Below are 23,890 nucleotides of genomic sequence, written 5' to 3' on the forward strand. Positions count from 1 at the left end.
ACGTTTTGAAATATGTGCATTAAATCTCATTTTCTTGAAATAAGAGTGCTTATCATTCCCTCCCATTGTGATCAGGATGAGAAGAAGGAAAAACAATGCGTAAAGTAGTGTTAGCATTTAGTGCAATTGCCCTTGCTGTTGGTTTAAGTAGTACTGCTCAGGCAAAAGTACAAGTACCGGAACAAGTCAGCTCAGGGGTCACTACAGTAGAGCTTTCCCAACGTCAGGCGGTACACTGGGTTTCAGTGGAGCAGATTGAAAAAAGTTTGCAAAGTAAACCCCCCATGTCTGTGGGATTCGATATAGATGATACAGTACTGTTTTCCAGTCCAGGATTTTATCGAGGTCAACTGGAATATTCGCCGAATGATAATAGCTACCTGAAAAACCCGGAATTTTGGGAGAAAATGAACAACGAATGGGATAAATTCAGTATGCCGAAACAGGTTGGCATCGATTTGGTTCAGATGCACCTGAAACGCGGTGATGACATTTATTTCATTACTGGCCGTACCAGAACTAAAACAGAAACAGTCACTAAATATTTACAAGAAGACCTTCATATCCCAGCCGATAAAATGAATGCTGTTATCTTTGCAGGAGATGATCCCGGCAAAAATAATAAAATCAGTTGGATGAGAGATCATAACCTGAAAATCTATTATGGCGATGCTGATGCTGATATTGCCGCAGCTCGTGAATTAAATATTCGTGGTATTCGTATCTTGAGAGCATCAAATTCCTCCTATCAGCCTTTACCTAAAGCAGGAAAATTTGGAGAAGAAGTCGTTATTAACTCAGAATATTAATTGAAACATTTATCATGTTTATTTATTATTAAAGGCACTTTGAGTGCCTTTTCTTTTTTATAACTAATATAAGTTAATTTATTATAACAATAATTTTCTTTTAGTTCATGTAATTGGATATAATTTGGGGGCTTTCTGTCTTAATAAGTAATTATGTATATAATTACTACTATTCTCTTCTGATAACATTGGTCTGCCGATAATTAGAATAAGTCATTGGATAGCCAAATATACCCAGTAAATTTCATGTGTGGTTTCATGGCTGATAAATACAGTCGGTAAACTCGTCACTACGAAAAAGGGGTATACATAAAAGCGAGGTGAACTCTTATGGCAAAGAATACGGTAAGGTTACTAAAAGTTTCTTTTATCTGTAGTATTTTAGTAGTATCAGAGGGAGCCTTTGCAAGTCAACAAAACGTATTGATAGCAAATGATGCCCAGCCATTATCATGGGGGCAAAAAAAAGTAGATACTGATGTCACTTCTACTCAAATGGCTCCTGTGTCTTTATCAAGTTCTCCGGAAGAAAATAAAGTTCAGTTACTAGAATTATTACCTAAACAAGTAAAACCGATATATTATCAACAATTATCACGATTATATTCAGTAAATAATATGAAACCGTTATGGCGGGATGAAACAGCCATACAAAATTTTAAAGATCAATTGTTTGATTTGTCGTTAGCCGGGTTTCAGCCTCAATTTGGTAAATGGATGATACAACTTAATTCACCCGAGTTAAGTGAAATGGGACGGGATATTATTCTATCTGATGCTATGTTAGGTTATCTTCACTATATTAATAACATTCATAATAAAGGGGATTCATGGTTATATGGTAAAACTCCATATAAAATCGATTTACCCCCGAATAGTTTAATTGAAAAGTGGCAACAGCACGTTAAGAATAATAATCTCAGCAATTACATTTCGTCATTATCACCTAACCATTCTATGTACGAACAGATGCGTAATGAGATGCTAAAACAATTGAAGGACAAACAGCCGTGGTCTGAATTTTCAATGAAAGAAACATTAAGGCCGGGGCAAAGTAGCCAGAGTGTTATTGCGCTGAGAAATATATTGGTCCGTTCAGGTACTTTAGAATCTTCAATAGTTAGCCCTGAGAATAAATTTTATAACAAAGAGTTAGTTGCAGCAGTAAAGCGTTTTCAGTCTTTACACGGCTTAGCTGCTGATGGAGTCATCGGGCAATCGACAAGAATATGGTTAAATACCACCCCGAAAACCCGCGCAAGGATCATGGCATTGAATATGCAACGGTTGCGCATCATTCCTGATAACCTTCCTACCGCAATTTTAGTGAATATACCTGATTATTCATTATTTTATTATTTGAATGGCGAAGAGGTATTAAGTTCTAAAGTCGTTGTTGGGCGTCCAAGCCGAAAAACACCAATTATGAGTAGTGAACTGAATAATGTAGTGATTAATCCTCCCTGGACGGTTCCTGTCAGCATGACCCGCAAAGATATAGCACCGAGAGCCATGCGTGACCCCAGTTATTTTCGCAGCCGTGGTTATACAGTATTTTCCAGTTGGAGCAGTGATGCAGCCGTTGTCGATCCTTCTTCAATTAACTGGGGAGTCATAACTCCCGGTAATTTCCCTTACCGGATACGGCAGGCACCTGGCCCAACAAACTCATTAGGCAGGTTCAAGTTTAATATGCCAAATTCGGAAGCAATATATTTGCATGATACACCAAATCAGGCTTCATTTAAGCGTGAAATGAGAGCGGTCAGTTCAGGTTGTGTCCGTGTTAATAAAGCACCTGAATTAGCTAATATGTTATTAGGTGATGCTGGCTGGAATAAAGGAAAAGTCAATAATTCTTTGAAAACGTGGGCAACAAAATATGTGAATATACCGAAAAGAATCCCGGTATTCCTTTATTACCAGACAGCCTGGGTTGATGAAAAAGGAAAACCACAATATCGTGCTGATATTTATGAATATGATAGCCATGCCAGACAAAAATCTGAACTGATATCTCAGGTTTTGGTAGCCAAATAATACTCTTATTTTTGTTAAATTATAAATGGAAAAAGTTAATAATATATTTTGGCAGTGAGGAATATTCTCACTGCTATTTTTTTACCTGTCATCTCTCCCACACTTTGATTTTTTCTTTTAGTTATTGCACATTTACTAAATTAATAGCTTGCATTAACTAAATATAAATATTTTAATTCAGTTTAATATACTCGATAAACTTCAAGTTACAACGGGTAATATGAAGTGAGTCCTTATATCTCCCCGCAGCGTGGGGAGATATAACACGCATCTTGAAGTTGAATAGGTATAAAAACTCTATTCTGTAAGTCAGAATAAAAACATCAACTAAAAAATTTACATTAATGTACAAAAATAGTAAAAGCTACTTTTTTGTTCGTTGCGGTTTTGTTAATTGATTGGTGTTAAATGTTAATATATTTTTGAAACTATCTAAGAATCAGAGAAAGCAGTAGAGCACAATATATGAATAATATTGATCATAACCGCCGTAAGTGGCTCGGCGTAAGTATGGTTGCATTAGGGTTAGGTTTATTGCCCCAACATGCACTAGCCACACTGACAACACCACGCCCCAGGATCCTACGGGTAGATAATCTCCATACCGGAGAAACAATTAAAGCCGAGTTTTTTGACGGGCGTCATTATAATAAATCTGAACTTATTAGACTGAATTATTTATTCCGTGATTATCGCCAAAATGAAACAAAGAAAATTGATCCAAAATTATTTGATCAAATTTACCTGTTACAAATGATGATGGGAATAAATAAACCAGTTCAGTTAGTTTCAGGATATCGTTCATTAAAGACGAATAATATGTTGCGTCATGCAAGTTCAGGTGTGGCAAAACACAGTTACCATACCCGCGGTCAGGCAATGGATTTCCATATTGATGGCATGGAGTTATCACACATCCGTAAAGCCGCATTGAAAATGAAAGCTGGTGGAGTAGGATTTTACCCAAAAAGTAATTTTATTCATATTGATACAGGCCCGGTCAGGACGTGGTAATCTTATTATATCTTTCATATTTCAAGTGGACCGTAAAAGGGCTTGAAAGATGACGAATATATTAAGAATTTGTCCTGATTGTGGAGTGTAAACAATACAATGAAATACCACATAATGCCTGTCACCGTTGCGATGCAGAATTGTACGTTGATCTGGTGCGATGAAACGCTGGAAGCTGCAATTGTTGATCCGGGAGGTGAGGCTGAAAAACTGATCGCTGAGATTGAGAGGCGGGGAGTAAAGTTAACCCAAGTTTTGCTGACACATGGTCATTTTGATCATGTTGGTGCAACCGTTGATATCGCTAAACATTTTAATGTACCGGTGCATGGGCCGCATAAAGGTGACGCTTTCTGGATAGAGGCGTTAGAGGTTCAATGCCAGATGTTTGGCGTTGAAGAATGCCCATCTTTTACCCCTGAACGTTGGCTGGATGATGGGGATACTGTAAAAGTTGGTAATATTCAGCTTTCTGTTTTACATTGCCCGGGGCATACTCCGGGGCATATTATTTTTGCCAATCATGCTGATAAATTAATCTCGATGGGAGATGTGCTGTTCAAAGGCAGTATTGGCCGAACAGATTTTCCGGGTGGGAATCATGATGAATTGATCCAATCCATCAAAGAGAAAGTTCTGGCTTTGGGGGATGATTATCAATTTATTCCGGGTCATGGCCCAATGTCAACGTTGGGGCATGAACGGAAAACGAATCCATTCTTACAAAACTGACCAATAATTTTTTACTCAGAATTTCTGAGTATTACAGATAATTGGAAAGAAAAAGCCGCTTTTCAGCGGCTTTAATATCAATATAGGATTGTGTGTACTAATGCAACTTACAGTACAGCAACAATTGCTTCACACAGGGGAACCATGTTCTCCAGTGTTAAACCAGCTACGTTAATACGGCCGGAGCTGACTGCATAAACAGCATATTCTTCACGCAGGCGTTCAACTTGTTCTTTAGTCAGACCGCTGAATGAGAACATACCATTTTGCGCACAGATGAAGCTGAAATCTTGTTTTGCACCTTTTTCTTGTAAGGTGTTGACGAACAACTGACGCATACGCTGAATGCGCTCACGCATTGTTGCTAGTTCCTGAATCCACTCTGCTTTCAGTTCTTCGTTGGACAGAATTGTCGTAACAACAGAAGCACCATGAGCCGGTGGGTTAGAATAGTTGGTACGTACAATAAATTTAGCCTGGCTGAATGCTTTCTCTGCGGTATCGCTATCTGCTGCAACGATAGTACAGGCACCAACACGCTCATTGTACAGGCCAAAGTTTTTGGAGTAAGAGCTGGCAACGATCAATTCATTATGATTTTTGGCAAAAATGCGCAGACCTTCTGCATCTTCATCCAGACCTTTAGCAAAACCCTGATAAGCGAAATCGAATACAGGCAGCCAGCCATTTGCCGCAGATAAATCTGCCAGTTTCTGCCACTGCTCAGGAGTAGGGTCGATACCAGTCGGGTTGTGGCAGCAGCCGTGCAATAGAACAACATCACCAGCTTGTGCTTCAGACAGACTTGCCAGCATGCCTTCGAAATTCAGAGCGTGTTTTTCTGCGTCGTAATAGTTATATTCGCGGATCTCTAAACCTGCGCTGGAGAAAACACCTTTATGGTTTGGCCAGGTTGGGTTGCTGATCCAAACACGTTTGGCATTAGTTTGCTTGGCAATAAAATCAGCGGCAGTACGCAGTGCGCCTGTTCCGCCTGGGCTTTGTACGGTACGGGCACGTTTTTCAGTAATGATGGCACTGGTGTTGCCAAAGAGCAGTTCCTGAGTCACACGACCAAACTCTGGTAATCCGCTGATTGCCAGATAATTTTTAGTGGTTTCGTTTTCCAGCAGGAATTTTTCTGCTTTTTTAACGGTGGTCAGGACAGGAGTTTTACCGGTTTCATCTTTATAGACACCGATACCCAGATTGATTTTATTTTCGCGGGGATCAGCTTTAAAGCTATCAGCTAAACCAAGAATAGGGTCGGCAGGCGCTGCTGTGATTTTTTCAAACATTTTTTTATTCCAAAATTTGGAGAGTTAAGCCCGAAATAAATTATACGCTGCTCAGGGTAACCCTAAGAAATCGATTTGCCAACCACTTGTAGCAAAAAGAATAAAATCTTGTGAAGTAGTTTACGGAGTGGAGAAAAGAGTCTGAAAAAACAGAGAGATGAAATGCAAAAAGCAGCGCCGGAGCGCTGCTTTTCTGAGATAAATGGTTTAGCTTTTCGCTAAACTGTTTATCAGCGGTGATTAGAACTGATAAGTCAGACCAACACCGAATACGTTGCGGCCGTTTGCATCGCCACCTTCGTTTTTGTCCAGCAGGTTGATTTTGTAATCAACGTAAGTAGACAGGTTTTTGTTAAAGTAGTAGTAAGAACCTACAGAAACATATTTAACCAGATCAGCACTAACTTTGCTTTGTGGTTCGCCTAATTCTTTACCTTTAGACTGAACGTAAGCCAGAGATGGTTTCAGACCCAAATCGCTGAACAGATATTGTGCAACAAACTCGAAGTTCTGAGTTTTATTAGCAAACTTTTCACCTACATGTTTTACTGAAGTAGGCATATCCATATTACGAGTTTCACCGTACATTGCTGCTACATATACGTTATTAGCATCGTATTTAGCACCGATGTTCCACGCTTCTGCACGATGGCCATTAGCTGAACCGCCATTCCAGTCGCTTGCACGAGTAGAGTTAGCGTAAGAAGCACCAACATTAACGCCGTAACCTACGTCATAAGTAGCAGACATACCGTAGCCGTCACCATTGGCTTTAGTTTCGTCTTTACGCTCGTTTTTAGTGCGTCCGCTATTTTGGCCCTGATATTGCAGAGCGACGTTCAGGCCATCAACTAGACCAAAGAAGTCAGTGTTACGGTAAGTTAACAGGCCAGTTGCACGGCCAGTCATATATCTATCAGAATCGGACATAGAGTCACCACCGAAGATTGGCAGTACGTCAGTCCATGCGTTAACGTCGTAGTTTACGCCGTAGTTACGGCCGTAATCCAGTGAGCCGTAGTTAGCGAATTTCAAACCAGCGAAAGCCAGACGAGTAGCAGTGTTACCGCCATCTTTTTCTGTACCATTGGCTTTCATGTTGTATTCCCAACGACCGAAACCAGTCAGTTGGTCAGAGATCTGAGTTTCGCCTTTGATACCGATACGAGCGTAAGAATTATCGCCATCATTATGATTGCTTCTTTCATCTGCGAACAGATGACGAACGTCTACTTTACCGTACAGATCCAATTTGTTGCCGTCTTTGTTAAAGATTTCAGCTGCGTTTGCTGTACCAGCAACCAGCAAAGTTGGAATTACCACTGCAAGAATATTGCGCTTCATTATTATTACCCTCATTGGTGTTATTTAGACATCTGGCACACATTGAAAACAGAACACTAAAATTTTTGGAACTATTTGTGGGTATCAGGTGTCTTATTAATCTGCGCTCAGTGTTCCATTGGTTATGGCTTTTATCCACCCTCAAAATGCTACAAAAGTACAAAATTAGTAACAAACTGAAAAAATATATTACAAAATGTAAATGTCAAGGAACTTTTTTTGCACTATTTTGGCGATAAAATGAAAAAAGCCAACTTTCGCTGGCTTTTCTCAGGATTGATTTTTGGTTATTTTTCGGACGGATTCATTAGAAACTTGCGTTTCTTGGCGTTCTTGGGAATGGGATAACGTCGCGTACGTTTGAGACACCCGTGACATAAGCCACCAGACGTTCAAAGCCCAGACCAAAACCAGAGTGAGGTACTGTGCCGTAACGGCGCAGATCACGATACCACCAGTAATCTTCTTTATTCAGTCCCATCTCTTCCAGACGCGCATCCAGCACATCCAGACGCTCTTCACGCTGAGAACCACCAATGATTTCACCAATGCCCGGTGCCAGAACATCCATTGCCGCGACAGTTTTACCATCTTCATTCATACGCATGTAGAACGCTTTGATGTCTTTTGGATAGTTCTTCATGATGACTGGCGCACCAAAGTGCTTCTCTGCCAGATAACGCTCATGCTCAGATGACAAATCAACACCCCAGTAAACCGGATTTTCGAATTTATGACCGCAGTTTTCCAGAATTTCAATAGCATCTGTGTAATCCAGCTGGACAAAGTCAGAATCGACAAATTTTTCCAGTCGGGTAATAACTTCACTGTCAACTCGCTCTGCAAAGAATGCCAGATCATCAGCACGCTCTTCCAAAGCCACTTTAAAGACATATTTCAGCATATCTTCAGCGAGCTTAGCGATATCATTCAGATCAGCGAAAGCAACTTCTGGTTCAAGCATCCAGAATTCGGCCAGATGGCGGCTGGTATTGGAATTTTCAGCACGGAAAGTCGGTCCGAAGGTGTAAACTTTACTTAATGCACAGGCATAAGCTTCACCGTTTAACTGACCGGATACAGTCAGAAAGGCTTCACGACCGAAGAAGTCTTTGCTGAAATCAACTTCACCTTTATCAGTCAATGGCAGGTTTTGCATGTCCAGAGTGGAAACGCGGAACATTTCACCTGCACCTTCTGTATCTGAGGCTGTGATCAGAGGTGAAGATACCCAGAAGAAACCTTTTTCGTGGTAAAAACGATGCAGTGCTTGCGCCAGTGTGTGACGAACACGTGCAACGGCACCAATCAGGTTAGTACGTGGGCGAAGGTGAGCGACTTCACGCAGATATTCGATACTGTGGCGTTTTGCTGCCATCGGATAAGTATCAGGCTCTTCCACCATACCAACGACCACAATGTTGGTTGCCTGTAATTCGAAACTCTGGCCTTTACCCTGTGATTCCACAACAGTACCGGTTACTTCTACAGAGCAGCCGGTTGTGAGGTTCAGAACTTCATCCTGATAATTAGGCAAATTATTATTAACGACGGCCTGTAAGGGATTAAAGCAGGAACCGTCATAAACGGCGAGGAACGAGATACCAGCTTTAGAATCTCTCCTTGTACGTACCCAGCCGCGGACGGTGACTTCGCTGCCAACCGGAACACGGCCTTGCAGTACATCGACTACAGGCGCTACGCTCATAAATTTCTCTCTTCTTTATAATAGGTAATTAATATAGATAACTAGACTTACTGTAAGTCGTGCCAAACGGCACGATGACTCCTTATCTTACTTGTCCTTTCACAGGAAACAAGTAGAAATTAAGGGGGTTAAGGAGGAAATAAAGGGAAAAGTTGTTTTTTATCGGCGTAACCAGAAAGAGAGTGATTACGCCGATAAAGTATCGCTATACACTTCGTCTTTCAAGTTGCCTCTTTGTTGGCTACGTTCGTTCACCGCAGTCACATAGTTATCTATGCTCCCGGGGATTTACTCCCTTGCCGCCGCGATGCATCTTGAAATCCATTGTGTATACAAACTATCCTGAAAATTACACGGCTTTTTTCATTTCCGGGATATCAAATGCTCTGCGTAATCTGTTGACAAATTCGACATCTTCACAGATTGTTTTTCCCGGACTGTCAGACAGTTTGGCTACAGGCTTACCGTTACATTCAACCAATTTGATCACAATATTCAGCGGTTTTATCCCTGGAATATTGCAGGTCAGACGTGTACCAATGCCGAACATTACATTGATTCGTTGGTGGAAATGACGATAAAGAGCCAGTGATTTTTGCAGGTCCAGACTATCCGAAAATACCAGTGTTTTAGTCAGTGGGTCGATACCCAGTGACAGATAATGAGCAATCGCTTTTTCGCCCCAGTCAACGGGATCACCGGAATCATGGCGCAGTCCGTTATAGGCAACAGCAAAAGGTTTATCGAAATCCCGTAAAAAAGCATCCATAGTGATACAATCTGTCAGGGCAATCCCTAACTGGTTCGGATACTCATTCAGCCAAGTCTGCAATGCAGCACGCTGGCTGTTAGCAAGTTCGGGGCTGATTTGCTGATGGGCCTGAAACCATTCGTGAGCCTGCGTACCGAGCGGTGCCAGATCAAGTTGTTGTGCCAGCTGGTAGTTACTGGTTCCAATCAGATAAGGAAAACTCTCTTTCAGTTCCTTAACAATGGCATATTGCACTTCGTGTGAAAAACGGCGGCGGGTGCCGAAATCCATCAGTTTGAAACCCGATAAATCGATATGTTCTGCTGCAGCATCCTGATAGAACAGCTCAATTAATTTTCTAAGCTGGCTGACTGCCGCTTCAGGCTTAATCTCAGGCGAGCGATCGCGGTGTACCAGTTCACTAATCAGGGCAAGCAATGGTACTTCCCACAAGATCACTTCACGCCATAAACCTGAAATTCTGATAGCAAGCTGTCCTTTATCAGTAACAGAAACTTCTACTTGTTCAGGGTTAAAACGGAAGGTTTTGAACCAATCCAGATAATCTTGTTTAAAAAATGGTAAACCAGACAGATATTCAGCTTCTTGTTCTGTCAGAGTCAGATCAGCCATCATGTTAATCTGCTGGCGTAATGCCCCGGCGTATTTACCGAGTAGTTCATCACCACGGCAGCGGAACTCTGCAACAACATGAATATCGTTGTAATGGTGGTACACTGCTTGCTGCATATGAAATTTATAAGCATCAGTATCAAGCAGTGATTTGATAATCGGGGTAGCGTCTAAAGTCATGGCGCGTCAGGCATCCTCGCGGAGCATTTGTGTCTGCTAAATCGATAAAGTCCGAAGAGTATACCGTGATTATTCTGTTATTAAAGCTACATAATCGCATATATTTTTTCGGACAATACAGATTAAGGTTGATCAATTTATAGATGATATCATGTTAAATACAATATGAGATGGCAAGTAGCACAAAAGTACTAATATTCTCAAAACAGGTTTTATACCTTTATTTAATAAATGATTAACATCTGAAAAAAGAGATTTCCGGATTGAAAGGATAGAGTCTCTGTGGCAGCGTTAGCTTCTCACATTAAGTAATGAAAAAAGGTTTCTTATGACACAACAGCGGCTTATTAAGCATCGTCTGGATTATAAAGCGCCAGACTATACTATTACAGATATTGATCTCGATTTTGAACTGGATGCAGATAAAACAACTGTAACAGCAACCAGTCAAGTAAAACGTCTGATTAATGATATCACTCCACTCATTTTAGATGGAGAAAACCTGACATTAAAGAGTATCCATATTAATGATAAGGCATGGGAGCATTATCAGGAGCAGGATGGCAAATTAATCATTGAACAACTGCCTGCTCAGTTTACCCTGAAGATAGTGAATGAAAATAATCCTGCGGCTAACAGTGCACTTGAAGGGCTGTATGTATCAGGTGATGCTTTGTGCACCCAGTGTGAAGCTGAAGGTTTCCGCAATATCACTTATTATCTGGACAGGCCGGATGTGTTGGCCCGTTTTACCACTCGTCTCACTGCGGATAAATCCAATTATCCGTATTTATTGTCCAATGGTAACCGTATTGAACAGGGTGAGCTGAGTGATGGCCGTCATTGGGTTAAATGGCAGGATCCATTCCCGAAACCATCTTATCTGTTTGCGTTAGTCGCAGGGGATTTTGATGTCCTGCATGATACTTTTATTACCCGTAGTGGCCGTAAAGTTGCGCTGGAATTGTTTGTTGACCGGGGTAATCTGGATCGTGCTGGCTGGGCCATGACGTCGCTGAAAAACTCCATGAAGTGGGATGAAAGCCGTTTCGGTCTGGAATATGATCTTGATATTTACATGATTGTTGCCGTTGATTTCTTCAATATGGGGGCAATGGAGAATAAAGGGCTGAATGTCTTTAACTCCAAATATGTCTTAGCGAAAACGGAAACAGCAACAGACAAAGATTATCTTGGTATTGAAGCTGTAATTGGGCATGAATATTTCCATAACTGGACAGGCAACAGGATCACCTGCCGTGACTGGTTCCAGTTAAGCCTGAAAGAGGGGCTGACCGTATTCCGTGATCAGGAATTCAGTTCTGATTTGGGTTCACGCTCGGTGAATCGTATTAACAATGTGCGTATTATGCGTGCAGCTCAGTTTGCTGAAGATGCCAGCCCGATGGCGCATCCTATCCGCCCTGAGCAGGTGATGGAAATGAATAACTTCTATACGCTGACTGTTTATGAAAAAGGCTCAGAAGTCATTCGAATGATCCACACTTTACTGGGTGAAGAGCAATTTCAGGCTGGTATCCAGCTTTATGTACACCGTCATGATGGCAGCGCAGCAACCTGTGATGATTTTGTACAGGCAATGGAGGATGCTTCAAACGTTGATTTGACACTATTCCGCCGCTGGTACAGTCAATCGGGTACGCCGGTACTGACAGTACGTGATGAATATAATGCGGAAAAACAGCAGTATCTGTTGCATGTCAGTCAGATGACACCACCAACTGCAGATCAGAAAGAGAAATTGCCTCTGCACATTCCGCTGGATATTGAACTATATGATGAACATGGTCGTGTTATTCCGTTGCGCCGGGATGGTCAGCCTGTGCATCATGTTCTGAATGTCATCAGTGCAGAACAGACATTTGTATTTGATGATGTGCCATCACAGCCGGTGCCTTCTTTATTACGTGAATTCTCTGCACCAGTGAAACTGGATTATTTATATAGTGATAGCCAACTAACCTTCCTGATGAAATATGCCCGCAATGAATTTTCTCGTTGGGATGCGGCACAGGCACTGTTAGCTAATTATATAAAACTGAATGTTACCCGTTATCAGCAATCCCAGCCGATAGAATTGCCAATGCATGTTATTGATGCATTCCGTGCTGTATTGCTGGATAAAGATATTGACCCAGCACTGACGGCCCTGATCCTGACACTGCCGTCTGAAAATGAAGTGGCAGAGTTGTTTACAGTGATTGATCCACAGGCCATTCATGAAGTGCTTGATGTCATCACACGTAGTCTGGCAAACGAAATGGCAGATGAATTTGCGGCTGTGTACCATAGTATTCACACAGGGGCCTATCGTGTGGAACATAAGGATATTGCTAAACGGTCATTGCGTAATATTTGCCTGCATTATTTAGCCTTTATTGAAGACCAAGCGCTGGCTGATAAATTAGTCGCCACTCAGTATTATCATGCAGATAATATGACCGATACTGTTGCAGCATTATCTGCGGCAATGGCGGCAGAATTGCCTTGCAGTTATCAATTAATGGATGAGTTTGATCAACGCTGGCATCAGGATGGGTTGGTCATGGATAAATGGTTTATGCTTCAGGCAACCAGCCCGGCATTTGATGTACTTGATAAAGTACGTAGTTTGATGAACCATCGCTCTTTCAGCCTGAGTAACCCAAACCGCACTTATTCACTGCTGAGAACCTTCTTTGCCAATAACGTAGTAGCATTCCATGCTGAGGACGGCCGTGGTTATCAGTTCCTGAAAGAAGTTCTGACTGATCTGAACACGCGTAACCCGCAAGTGGCTTCACGTCTAATTGAGCCATTAATCCGCCTGAAACGCTATGATGAAAAACGTCAGGCGCTGATGCGTACAACGCTAGAAGAACTGAAAACACTGGAAAACTTGTCGGGTGATTTATTTGAGAAAATCACTAAGGCACTGGAAAACTGAGTAATGACATTTCCTCCGGCTGAAGCCGGAGGAAATTAATAAATATCTTCTGCGTTACATTTACATTTTGACAATATCTCTTTAAGATGCTCCGCGCTTATTTCACAGTCACCACAACCTGTCATTATGCTCGCAGCGCAGGAGATTGCATGTATTATCCGCTTCTAAAGAAGGCATTGTTCCAGCTTGATCCGGAACAGGCCCATGAGCTTACTTTTCGCCAGCTCAAACTTGTTACCGGTACTCCTTTCGAATTCCTCATCCGCCAATCAGTTGCTACTAAACCTGTTACCTGTATGGGGTTGTCATTTAAGAATCCTCTTGGCTTAGCCGCCGGTCTTGATAAAAATGGTGATTGCATTGATGCCTTTGGTGCAATGGGCTTTGGTTTTGTTGAAATTGGTACAGTAACTCCACGTCCGCAGGCAGGGAATGATAAACCGAGATTATTCCGTGTTGTTGAAGCAGAAGGCATTATTAATCGGATGGGTTTTAATAATCTCGGCGTTGATAATTTGGTTGAGAATGTTAAGAAAGCAAAATACGACGGAATTATCGGAATTAATATTGGTAAAAATAAAGATACTCCGGTAGAGAATGGTAAAGATGATTATTTAATTTGCATGGATAAAGTGTATCCCCATGCTGGTTATATTACGATTAATATCTCCTCACCTAATACACCGGGCCTGAGAACATTACAGTATGGCGAAGCACTGGATGATCTTCTGTCTGCTATTAAAAATAAACAAAGTGAACTACAAAAAAAATATCAAAAGTATGTTCCTGTTGCCGTAAAAATTTCGCCAGACCTTACTGAATCTGAATTAGTAGAAATCGCAGATAGTTTAATGCGCCATCAAATTGATGGAGTCATTGCAACGAATACCACTTTGGATAGAAAGATTATTGAAGGATTAAATCACTGCCAGCAGGCTGGTGGTTTAAGCGGTCGCCCGGTACAGCTACGCAGTACAGAAATTATTCGGCGTCTTTCTCAGGAATTAAAAGGTGAAATCCCCATTATTGGCGTCGGTGGAATTGATTCATTAGTTTCAGCCAGAGAGAAAATGGAAGCAGGTGCTTCATTGATTCAGATATTCTCCGGTTTTATCTATAAAGGACCGAAATTAATCAAAGATATTGTTAATCATATCTGAATATTTTCTGTCATTTAGTGTTTAAGGATTAGTATTAAAGGCGTTGGGGGTTTATTTCTGCCCTCAACTCGTCTATATTTTGTTTGACAGATTAAAAGTTTATCAACTTTTTAAAATTCCCATTAGGGTGGTGCTTATTTTTAAACAAATAAACTATTTTGAGCAGAAAAGGGTAACCAATGAAAATTAGACCTGATGATCAATGGCGCTGGTATTTTGATACTGAGCATAACCGTGTCATGCTCGATCTTGCTAATGGTATGGTTTTTCGTTCTCGTTTTCCTGCCAGAATGTTGACTTCCTATGTCACCACAATGAAAGAAATTAATTTTTCTGTCGATGATGCAGCGCTTTATTATACTTTCGAAGAATATTCCCGCCGTATTAATATTGCACCAGAACTCAGGGCTGAATTAGCTTTAAATGGATTGGTTGCTTTTCGTTTTATGAAACCACAGATGCCTAAAAGTTGGTATTTTTCTATCTGTTCTTTGATAAGCAAACCTGAACAAGGTGAAATGATTCAGGTTCGTTTACAGGAAGATGGCACAGAAGCGTTATTTATGGTTGCTGAAGCAGGTGAAAATGCCAGTGTTTGTTTATTAGTAGAGCAAAAATTAGATCTCGGAGATCGTGTAATGAATTTCTGTGATCCGATAAAAATAATGAATGACCGTTTAATGCCTTATACTGAACCAACTCAGGCACCTATATATGATAAGGCGATTTAAAGGATTATTTATTCATCTGGCTTTATGATTGATCCCAATACACAGATCCAAAAATCAGCTAAAGGCTGACAGTTTTTTCAATCTTAATCAAATCTTAACTCACTCCTGATCATCGAAAACTGCCGGTAGTTTTCGTACATAAGTGTCTCAACACTGCGCCACAGGCTATTTTTCACCTTTATTTTTACCTGAAGCGAGCAATCTTATGACATGTTGCTGGTATTAGCTATAATGGCAGCAATTTTTTGGTGGTACATTTTTTAGTAAATAATAGTCTTGGTGAATAATACATGAACTCTCTCTTTGCCAGCACGGCACGTGGACTGGAAGAACTGTTAAAGAACGAACTGGAAACGCTGGGGGCACAATCTTGTAAGATTGCTCAGGGTGGGGTTCATTTTAAAGGCGACGAACGGGTGATGTATAAAAGTCTGCTCTGGAGCAGATTAGCATCCCGTATCCTGCTACCGCTTAATGAATTTAAGGTTTATAGCGATCTTGATCTGTATCTTGGTGTCCAGTCTATTGACTGGACTGAAATTTTTTCAGTAGATAGCACATTCGCAGTCCATTTCAGTGGGACAAATGAAGAAATTAGAAATACACAATATGGTGCACTGAAAGTCAAAGATGCAATTGTTGACTGTTTTATGCGGAAAACAAAGCAGCGCCCTGATGTTGCTAAACAACAGCCGGATGTGCGTATTAATGTTTTTCTTAATAAAGAAAAAGCAAGCGTATCACTCGATCTGAGTGGAGAAGGGCTACATATTCGTGGTTATCGTGATTTAGCCGGGCAGGCTCCACTGAAAGAAAATCTGGCTGCCGCAGTTGTGATGCGTTCCGGCTGGAGTATGGGAACACCGATGGTTGACCCAATGTGCGGTTCAGGAACCCTATTGATCGAAGCGGCGATGATGGCTGCCGATTGTGCGCCGGGTTTAAACCGCCAGCGTTGGGGTTTCACATCGTGGCTGAAATTCGATGAAACTATCTGGCGTGAAGTCACCACTGAGGCACAGGTGCGTTTCCGTAGAGGGTTACAGGAAACTTCATCACGTTTTTGGGGGCTGGATATTGATCGTCGTGTTATGGATATGGCGCGTTCAAATGCACGCAGAGCCGGCGTTTCGCAGCTGATTGAATTTCAGCAAGGCGATGCGAGTAAGCTGGAAAACCCGTTGCAGGAAGGGGTAACAGGTACGGTATTAAGTAACCCGCCATATGGAGAGCGTCTCGAAAGTGAACCGGCATTGATTGCTTTGCACAATGTATTCGGTCGGATCATAAAAAACCGTTTTCCGGGTTGGCGCTTATCCCTGTTCAGCGCTTCACCAGAGTTGTTAAGCTGCCTGCAATTGCGTGCTGAGCGCGAGTTTAAAGCGAAAAACGGCCCTTTAGATTGTGTTCAGAAAAATTATTCTATTCAAAAAAATGATGCGATTCAGCAAAATGAACAAGCATCAGGCAAACCTCAGCCACTGGATGGCGGTATTGCTGAGGATTACGCTAATCGTCTGCGTAAAAATGAAAAGAAACTCAGTAAATGGGCGAAACAGCAGGGGATTGATTGCTATCGTTTATATGATGCAGATTTGCCGGAATATAACGTCGCCGTTGATCGTTATGCCGACAAAGTTATCGTACAAGAATATGCTCCGCCTAAATCGGTAGATGCCAATAAAGCCCGCCAACGCTTGTTTGACGTCATCAGCGCAACTATGAATGTACTCGGATTGCAATCCAATCAGTTGATTCTGAAAACCCGCCAGCGCCAGAAAGGCAAAAATCAATATGAAAAACTTGCCGAAAAGAAAGAATTCTTTTTGGTGAATGAATATGGCGCGAAATTCTGGGTTAACCTGACTGATTATCTGGATACAGGGTTATTCCTTGATCACCGAATTGCCCGCAAAAAACTCGGGGAAATGAGTCAGGGTAAAGATTTCCTCAATCTATTTTCTTATACCGGATCAGCAACAGTTCATGCCGGACTGGGGGGAGCACGTTCAACGACCACAGTGGATATGTCCCGAACTTACCTTGAGTGGGCGGAGAAAAACCTACAGGTAAATGGACTGGCTGGTCGTCAGCATCGTCTGATTCAGGCAGATTGTCTGGGTTGGCTGGCCCAAACACGCGAACAGTTCGATCTGATTTTTATTGATCCTCCAACATTCTCTAACTCTAAACGTATGGAAGATACATTTGATGTTCAGCGCGATCATATCGATTTAATGAAGCAATTAAAGCGCTTACTCCGTCGCGGAGGAACATTAATGTTCTCCAATAATAAACGTGGTTTTAAAATGGATTTTGCTGAACTGGAGAAATTAGGTCTGGTAGCAGAAGATATCACAGAAAAAACTCTGTCTCAGGATTTTGCCCGTAACCGCCAGATCCACAACTGCTGGCTACTGCGTCACGTTGGCGAGGGAAAATAATATTATGTCATTGATTAGTCTATCTGGTGCTTGGCTGTCATTCGGTGATTCGCCATTATTGGATGATACTGAGCTACATATTGAAGAAAATGAAAGAGTATGTCTGGTTGGCCGCAATGGTGCAGGAAAATCCACCCTGCTGCGTGTGTTGGCGAAAGAGCAGCCACTGGACGACGGACAGGTTATTTATGAACAGGATTTGATTGTTGCCCGGTTACAACAGGATCCGCCTCGTGATATAGAAGGTACGGTTTTTGATTTTGTAGCGGAAGGTGTCAAAGAGCAGGCGGAGTATATTAAGGCATTCCATCATACTTCACGACTGGTGGAAACAGATCCTAGTGAGAAAAATCTCAACCGACTGGCAGAGTTACAGGAAGTGTTAGATACCCGTAACCTCTGGTTACTGGACAGCCGCATTAGTGATGTATTAAAGCAGCTGGCTTTACCTGCGGAGGCGAAATTATCTTCTTTATCCGGAGGCTGGTTACGCAAAGCGGCTTTGGGGAGAGCTTTAGTCAGTTCCCCCAAAGTTCTTTTCCTTGATGAGCCAACAAACCATCTGGATATTGAGACGATTGAGTGGTTGGAAAATTTCCTGAAAGACTTTAATGGCAGTCTGGTTTTTATTTCCCATGACCGTTCATTCATTCGCAGTATGGCGACCCGTATTATTGATTTGGATCGCGGAAAACTGACGTCTTGGCCGGGAAATTATGATAAATACCTTGAAGGCAAAGAAGAAGCATTACGGGTTGAAGATCTACAGAATGCGGAATTTGATAAAAAACTGGCTCAGGAAGAGGTCTGGATCAGGCAGGGGATTAAAGCTCGTCGTACCCGTAATGAAGGCCGTGTGAGAGCGCTAAAAGCATTACGAGTGGAACGCTCAGAACGCCGTAACGTTATGGGTAGCGCCAGAATGCAGGTTGAAGAAGCAACTCGTTCCGGCAAGATTGTATTTGAACTGGAAAACGTTAATTACCAGATTGGTGACAAAACGTTAGTTAAAAACTTTTCGGCTCAGATTCAGCGTGGTGACAAAATTGCCTTAGTGGGGCCGAATGGTTGCGGTAAAACAACATTACTGAAACTGATGCTGGGGGATTTGAAGGCAGATAGTGGGCGGCTTCATTGTGGTACAAAACTGGAGGTTGCTTACTTTGATCAGCACCGTGCTGCGCTTGATCCAGACAAAACAGTGATGGATAACCTTGCTGAAGGCAAACAGGAAGTCATGGTGAACGGTCGCCCGCGCCATGTTTTAGGCTATCTGCAAGACTTCCTTTTCCACCCTACGCGCGCAATGACACCTGTACGGGCTCTTTCAGGCGGAGAACGTAACCGTTTGTTGTTAGCACGCTTATTCCTGAAGCCCAGCAACCTGCTTATTCTTGATGAACCGACGAATGACCTTGACGTTGAAACGCTGGAGTTACTGGAAGAATTAGTGGATGGCTACACGGGTACTGTTATTCTGGTAAGCCATGACCGTCAGTTTGTTGATAACTCAGTGGCGGAATGCTGGATTTTTGAAGGCAACGGTGAAATCAACAACTATGTTGGTGGGTATTTCGATGCTCAGCAACAGAGGGAACAAACTGTTTCTTTACGTCAATCCTATGCAAAAAAAGAGAAGCCAGAGAATAAACCGGCTAAAGCTAAAGAAACCATAAAACGTTCAAATAATAAGATAAGTTACCATTTACTCAGAGAGTTAGAACAACTACCATCATTATTGGAAACGTTAGAGCAGGAAATAGAACAGTTACAAGCTAAGGTCAGTGATCCTGATTTTTTCAATCAGTCACACGAAGTCACACAAAATGTTCTACAGGATCTGGCAAATAAAGAGCAGTCGTTAGAGAAAGCTTTTGATCGCTGGCAGGAACTGGAAATGATGAAAAATGGATAATGTTTGCCGGTGATATCCGACAGTATACAGATTACCGCTACCTGCGGTAATCTGACAAACTGATGATATAAAGGGCTGCATTGATTTTGTTTATGGGAGAGGCACTTTGTGTTCTGACAATCATCAGAATGACAGGCTGGTTCTATGCCACCAATGCGATATGCTGGTGGCATTGCCTGATTTGGAGGAAGGGAAAAAGGCTGTTTGTCCACGATGTGATACTTTGCTGACTGCAAAGTGGAAAGAACCACGTAATCAACCGACAGGTTATGCAGTCAGTGCATTATTTATGTTGTTCCTCGCCTGCTTGTTCCCTTTTGTCAGTATGAGTGTTGCGGGGATTGTCAGTGAAATTACACTGACAGAAATCCCCAAGACCATGTTCAGTGAAGATTATTCGAGTATAGCGGTATTCTTCCTGATCTTTGTGCAGCTTGTACCTGCATTCTGCATGCTTTCTATCATCCTTTTATGCCAGAACATTAAAATGGCACGTCGGCTGAAAATTGAGTTGGCGCGCATTTTATTTCAGATGAAAACCTGGTGCATGGCCGAAATATTTTTAGCTGGCGTGTTAGTCAGCTTTGTTAAGCTCATGGCTTATGGCGATATTGCGGTTGGCCTCAGTTTTTTGCCTTACTGTCTTTTTTGTCTGTTTCAGATCAGAGCCTTTCAATGTCTGGATCGGTATTGGATCTGGAATGATATAGAATCTGCACCAAAAATACGTGTTCCTCTACAAACGGGTAAACCCGGCTTAATTCAGGGGATCAGGCTATGCCAGTGCTGTACGGCTATTCTACCAGCGCAGAAATATCAATGCCCCCGTTGCCACTCAAAGGGCCATGCCCGTCGTCATTACAGTCTTCAGTGGACAATGGCACTATTGATTACATCAGCCATACTTTATGTTCCAGCAAATATGTTGCCGATTATGGTGACACAATCATTAGGAAGTGACATTAATTCAACCATTCTGGAAGGTATTATTTTGCTTTGGAGCACGGGGTCTTATCCTGTTGCACTGGTTATTTTTATCGCCAGTATTATGGTGCCTTTACTAAAAATGCTCGCTATTTGCTGGTTATGCTGGGATGCAAAAAGGCATGGCAGATACAACTCTGAAACTATGCATTTTATTTATGAAATAGTGGAATTTGTTGGCCGCTGGTCAATGATTGATGTTTTTGTTATCGCAGTATTATCGGCATTAGTACGCATGGGGCAGTTTATGAGTATTTATCCCGCAACGGGAGCAATACTGTTTGCTTCAGTGGTGATTTTAACAATGTTTGCATCAATGACCTTTGATCCGCGCCTGACATGGGACAAAGCAAATAAAAAATTTGAGTTACGGAATAGTGGGGAATCATAAGGTGACGGATAAAGAAGAAACTTTGGCTCAAGCCAAGATCAGCAAACTTAAGAGTTGGTCACCTATATGGATCGTACCAATTATTACTGTGCTCATCGGTGCCTGGATACTATTTTATCACTTTAGCCATCAGGGGCCTGAAGTAATACTGATAACCTCTAATGCTGAAGGTATTGAAGCCGGGAAAACGAAAATAAAGAGTCGCAGTGTTAATGTAGGTGTGGTTGAAAGAGTGTCATTAAGCGATAGCCTAGGTGAAGTGATCATCAAAGCTCGTCTGAATGATGGGATGGAGAGGCTGTTACATAAAGATACCGCATTTTGGGTCGTTAAGCCTCAAATTGGTCGTGAAGGGGTTTCTGGCCTGAGTACATTGTTATCGGGTGTATTTATTGAATTACAGCCCGGTAGCGAAGGTAGTGAAGAAAGAAAATTTTCATTATTGGATTCACCACCATTGGCCTCACCTGATGCAAAAGGTATGCGGCTCATTTTAACCAGTGAAAAAGCAGGGCGATTATCCGCGGGTGATCCTGTCTTGTTTCGGGGTTATCGTGTTGGTTCAGTAGAAACAAGTACTTTTGATCCTAAATCCCGTCTCGCCAGATATCAGATTTTCATTAATTCCCCTTATGACGGATTATTAACAACCAATATTCGATTCTGGAAAGACAGTGGTGTGGCTTTTGATGTGTCATCACAGGGAGTCAGGGTTGAAGTTGCGGCATTATCCACTTTATTTGCCGGAGGAGTCAGTTTTGATGTGCCCAAAGGCTGGGATTTAGGCAAACCGGTACAAGAAAAAGAAATATTTAGGCTTTACGATAACGAAAGAAATATAGAGAACTCACTTTATACCGAACACAGGGATTTTTTGCTGTTCTTCTCTGATTCAATCAGAGGCCTACAGCCGGGAGCGCCTGTCGAGTTTCGTGGTATACGGGTGGGTACAGTTGCCAAAGTTCCTTTTTACGCTGACGGGATCAAGCAACGTCTTGATAATGATTTCCGCATTCCTGTCTTAATTCATATGGAGCCTGAACGGTTTGAGAGAGAAATTGGTGATGGCTTTTACACAGATAAAGAATTGGAAAAAATTATTTCCCGGGGCTTAAGAGCTTCTCTGAAATCCGGCAATTTACTGACAGGAGCACTGTTCATCGATCTGGACTTTTACTCTGATGAAAAGACATGGAAAGGCCCGAGAGAAATAGCGGGTTATGAGATTTTACCTACTACAAGTAGCGGATTGGCTCAGATCCAGCAAAAAGTCACCATGGCTCTAGATAAAATTAATCAAATGCCGATTGAACCTCTCTTTATTCAGGCAACACAAACATTAGAAGAAAGTCAGAAAACCGTTAAGGCTGCGCGGAAGACTATGGATGAGTTAAATCGAATCCTTGCGAGCAAAGAAGCGCAGGGGCTGCCTAAAGATCTGCATAATACCTTGAATGAATTAAACCGTAGTATGCAGGGGATTCAGCCGGGTTCACAGGCTTACAATAAACTGGTTGATAATATGCAACGGTTGGATCAGGTCTTGCGTGAATTGCAGCCGATATTGAAGACCCTGAACAATAAGAGCAATGCACTGGTATTTGAAGCAGAAGCCACACAAGATCCTGAACCGAAAAAGGCGCGTAATTAATGAAAAAACTGATGTTAAGATTGGCATTTTTTATACCTGCGGGTTTCTTACTGATGGGGGGAATGTTACTTTCAGGATGTAGCAGCCAACCGCAGAAAACTTATTATCAACTACCTATTGTCACAAAATCCTCAGAGGTAAAACGGGTAAATATCGAACATGAACCTCAACTATGGATAAAAAAAGTCAGTCTTGCCGATTACCTCGCATCACCGGGTATTGTTTATCAAACAGGGGATGTTAGTTACGTCAATGCTTCGAATCATTTATGGGCTAGCCCGCTGGAACAGCAGTTACAACAAATTCTGACTACTCAGTTGAGCGCGGTCTTTCCGCAAAGGCTGGTTTCTGACCAGCTTCTGGAAAAAAATGCTGACATATTGAATATCACAATCACAGCTTTTCATGGGCGCTATGATGGTCGGGTTGTCATTCAGGGATACTGGGTTTTATCTAATCAAAAAGAGACGATTAAGTGGACATTTAACTTAGAGTTGAAACAGACAGAAAATGGCTATGCGCAATTAGTACGTACTTTATCCATGGGTTATAACCAGTTAATTCAGTCTATTGCCAGCCAGATATCTTATACAAAAGGATAATGTATGAAAAAAGCTATTCATGGTTGGTTATTACAACTATTGTAATAAATATGGCGATCCGTTTTTTTAAATAAAAGAGGAATAAATTTTATATTCCTCAGGTCAGGCATTAGCTCGAATAAAAGTTGATACCCGATGTCGGCACTGTATATGTCACGGAATTGATTGATTAACGTGGCATACCTCCCCGCTAAACTTAATGGTCTGTAAAAATACTGATTACCTTCCAGTAGCATGATTGCCTTTGCTGAATATGTGGTGTAGTTGTGAGCGCATTTTTTAATCTGTCGCACCACGGCATGAGTAATGAAAATAACTATTTGATTAAAATAACCTGAATTCTGGATAAGAAATTGACGAGAGGCCTGTTCCAGGAGCAAAGTTTTGGTGAAAGCCTAAAACGACTCCGGGGAGGAACGGACCATGGACAAGTTAGTTGAAATTTTCTGCGATGTCAGACCTTGTTTAAGATTTTGTGTAATCGCCATTTCCAATTAAACGTGACCGTCTAAACGGTCACCAAATTCAATCATAAAACGACTCATCGCAAGACGCC

The 23,890-nt window shown here is 41.8% G+C and carries 16 protein-coding genes; 12 read left to right on the forward strand and 4 right to left on the reverse strand.

Annotated features, from left to right (window positions below):
* Positions 1–95 precede the first annotated feature (95 nt).
* The 4 genes from aphA (at position 96) to AACS92_RS07240 (ending at position 4,595) form a co-directional block, all read left to right on the forward strand.
* Entirely contained in the window at positions 96–809 is a 714-nt protein-coding gene (aphA, locus tag AACS92_RS07225) for an acid phosphatase AphA (RefSeq protein WP_099110710.1), read from the forward strand.
* A gap of 330 nt (positions 810–1,139) precedes the next feature.
* Positions 1,140–2,849: a L,D-transpeptidase gene (ldtD, locus tag AACS92_RS07230; RefSeq protein ID WP_099110711.1), complete on the forward strand. Its 1,710-nt coding sequence runs from the start codon at positions 1,140–1,142 to the stop codon at positions 2,847–2,849.
* Positions 2,850–3,314: 465 nt separating this feature from the next.
* Positions 3,315–3,863, forward strand: a complete 549-nt coding sequence (locus AACS92_RS07235; protein WP_099110712.1) for a YcbK family protein — start codon at positions 3,315–3,317, stop codon at positions 3,861–3,863.
* 99 nt (positions 3,864–3,962) lie between these two features.
* Positions 3,963–4,595 carry an MBL fold metallo-hydrolase gene (locus AACS92_RS07240; protein ID WP_099110713.1) on the forward strand — a complete coding sequence of 211 codons (633 nt, stop codon included), beginning with the start codon at positions 3,963–3,965 and terminating at the stop codon, positions 4,593–4,595.
* Positions 4,596–4,702: 107 nt separating this feature from the next.
* On the opposite strand, the gene AACS92_RS07245 is transcribed toward AACS92_RS07240, so the two are convergent.
* The 4 genes from AACS92_RS07245 to pncB all read right to left on the reverse strand — a co-directional run bounded on the left by AACS92_RS07245 (position 4,703) and on the right by pncB (position 10,509).
* The gene (locus tag AACS92_RS07245; protein WP_099110714.1) at positions 4,703–5,893 is read right to left on the reverse strand and encodes an amino acid aminotransferase; all 1,191 of its coding nucleotides are present in this window, start codon (positions 5,891–5,893) and stop codon (positions 4,703–4,705) included.
* A 240-nt stretch (positions 5,894–6,133) separates the two neighbouring features.
* Positions 6,134–7,237 (reverse strand): porin, encoded by a 1,104-nt coding sequence (locus tag AACS92_RS07250; protein ID WP_099110715.1) that lies wholly within the window; start codon positions 7,235–7,237, stop codon positions 6,134–6,136.
* Positions 7,238–7,544: 307 nt separating this feature from the next.
* Positions 7,545–8,945, reverse strand: coding sequence for an asparagine--tRNA ligase (asnS, locus tag AACS92_RS07255; protein ID WP_099110716.1), 1,401 nt, complete (start codon positions 8,943–8,945; stop codon positions 7,545–7,547).
* A 349-nt stretch (positions 8,946–9,294) separates the two neighbouring features.
* A complete protein-coding gene (gene pncB / locus AACS92_RS07260) occupies positions 9,295–10,509 on the reverse strand; it encodes a nicotinate phosphoribosyltransferase (protein ID WP_099110717.1) in 1,215 nt (404 codons plus the stop codon).
* 328 nt (positions 10,510–10,837) lie between these two features.
* On the opposite strand from pncB, the gene pepN reads away from it, so the two are divergent.
* From pepN to pqiC, 8 genes are all read left to right on the forward strand, one after another.
* Positions 10,838–13,456: an aminopeptidase N gene (gene pepN / locus AACS92_RS07265; protein ID WP_099110718.1), complete on the forward strand. Its 2,619-nt coding sequence runs from the start codon at positions 10,838–10,840 to the stop codon at positions 13,454–13,456.
* Positions 13,457–13,605: 149 nt separating this feature from the next.
* Positions 13,606–14,616, forward strand: coding sequence for a quinone-dependent dihydroorotate dehydrogenase (gene pyrD, locus AACS92_RS07270; protein ID WP_099110719.1), 1,011 nt, complete (start codon positions 13,606–13,608; stop codon positions 14,614–14,616).
* A gap of 179 nt (positions 14,617–14,795) precedes the next feature.
* A complete protein-coding gene (locus AACS92_RS07275) occupies positions 14,796–15,347 on the forward strand; it encodes a cell division protein ZapC (protein ID WP_099110720.1) in 552 nt (183 codons plus the stop codon).
* Between the two features lie 290 nt (positions 15,348–15,637).
* Complete coding sequence (gene rlmKL / locus AACS92_RS07280; protein ID WP_099110721.1) at positions 15,638–17,791, forward strand: bifunctional 23S rRNA (guanine(2069)-N(7))-methyltransferase RlmK/23S rRNA (guanine(2445)-N(2))-methyltransferase RlmL; 2,154 nt, start codon at positions 15,638–15,640, stop codon at positions 17,789–17,791.
* Positions 17,792–17,795: 4 nt separating this feature from the next.
* The gene (locus AACS92_RS07285; protein WP_099110722.1) at positions 17,796–19,706 is read left to right on the forward strand and encodes an ABC transporter ATP-binding protein; all 1,911 of its coding nucleotides are present in this window, start codon (positions 17,796–17,798) and stop codon (positions 19,704–19,706) included.
* A 106-nt stretch (positions 19,707–19,812) separates the two neighbouring features.
* Entirely contained in the window at positions 19,813–21,081 is a 1,269-nt protein-coding gene (gene pqiA, locus AACS92_RS07290) for a membrane integrity-associated transporter subunit PqiA (protein ID WP_099110723.1), read from the forward strand.
* Between the two features lies 1 nt (position 21,082).
* Complete coding sequence (pqiB, locus tag AACS92_RS07295) at positions 21,083–22,732, forward strand: intermembrane transport protein PqiB (protein WP_099110724.1); 1,650 nt, start codon at positions 21,083–21,085, stop codon at positions 22,730–22,732.
* 53 nt (positions 22,733–22,785) lie between these two features.
* Positions 22,786–23,334 (forward strand): membrane integrity-associated transporter subunit PqiC, encoded by a 549-nt coding sequence (pqiC, locus tag AACS92_RS07300; protein WP_369800396.1) that lies wholly within the window; start codon positions 22,786–22,788, stop codon positions 23,332–23,334.
* Positions 23,335–23,890: the final 556 nt, after the last annotated feature.

The sequence above is a fragment of the Xenorhabdus sp. KJ12.1 genome, from assembly GCF_963876495.1.
GTDB lineage: Bacteria > Pseudomonadota > Gammaproteobacteria > Enterobacterales > Enterobacteriaceae > Xenorhabdus > Xenorhabdus stockiae.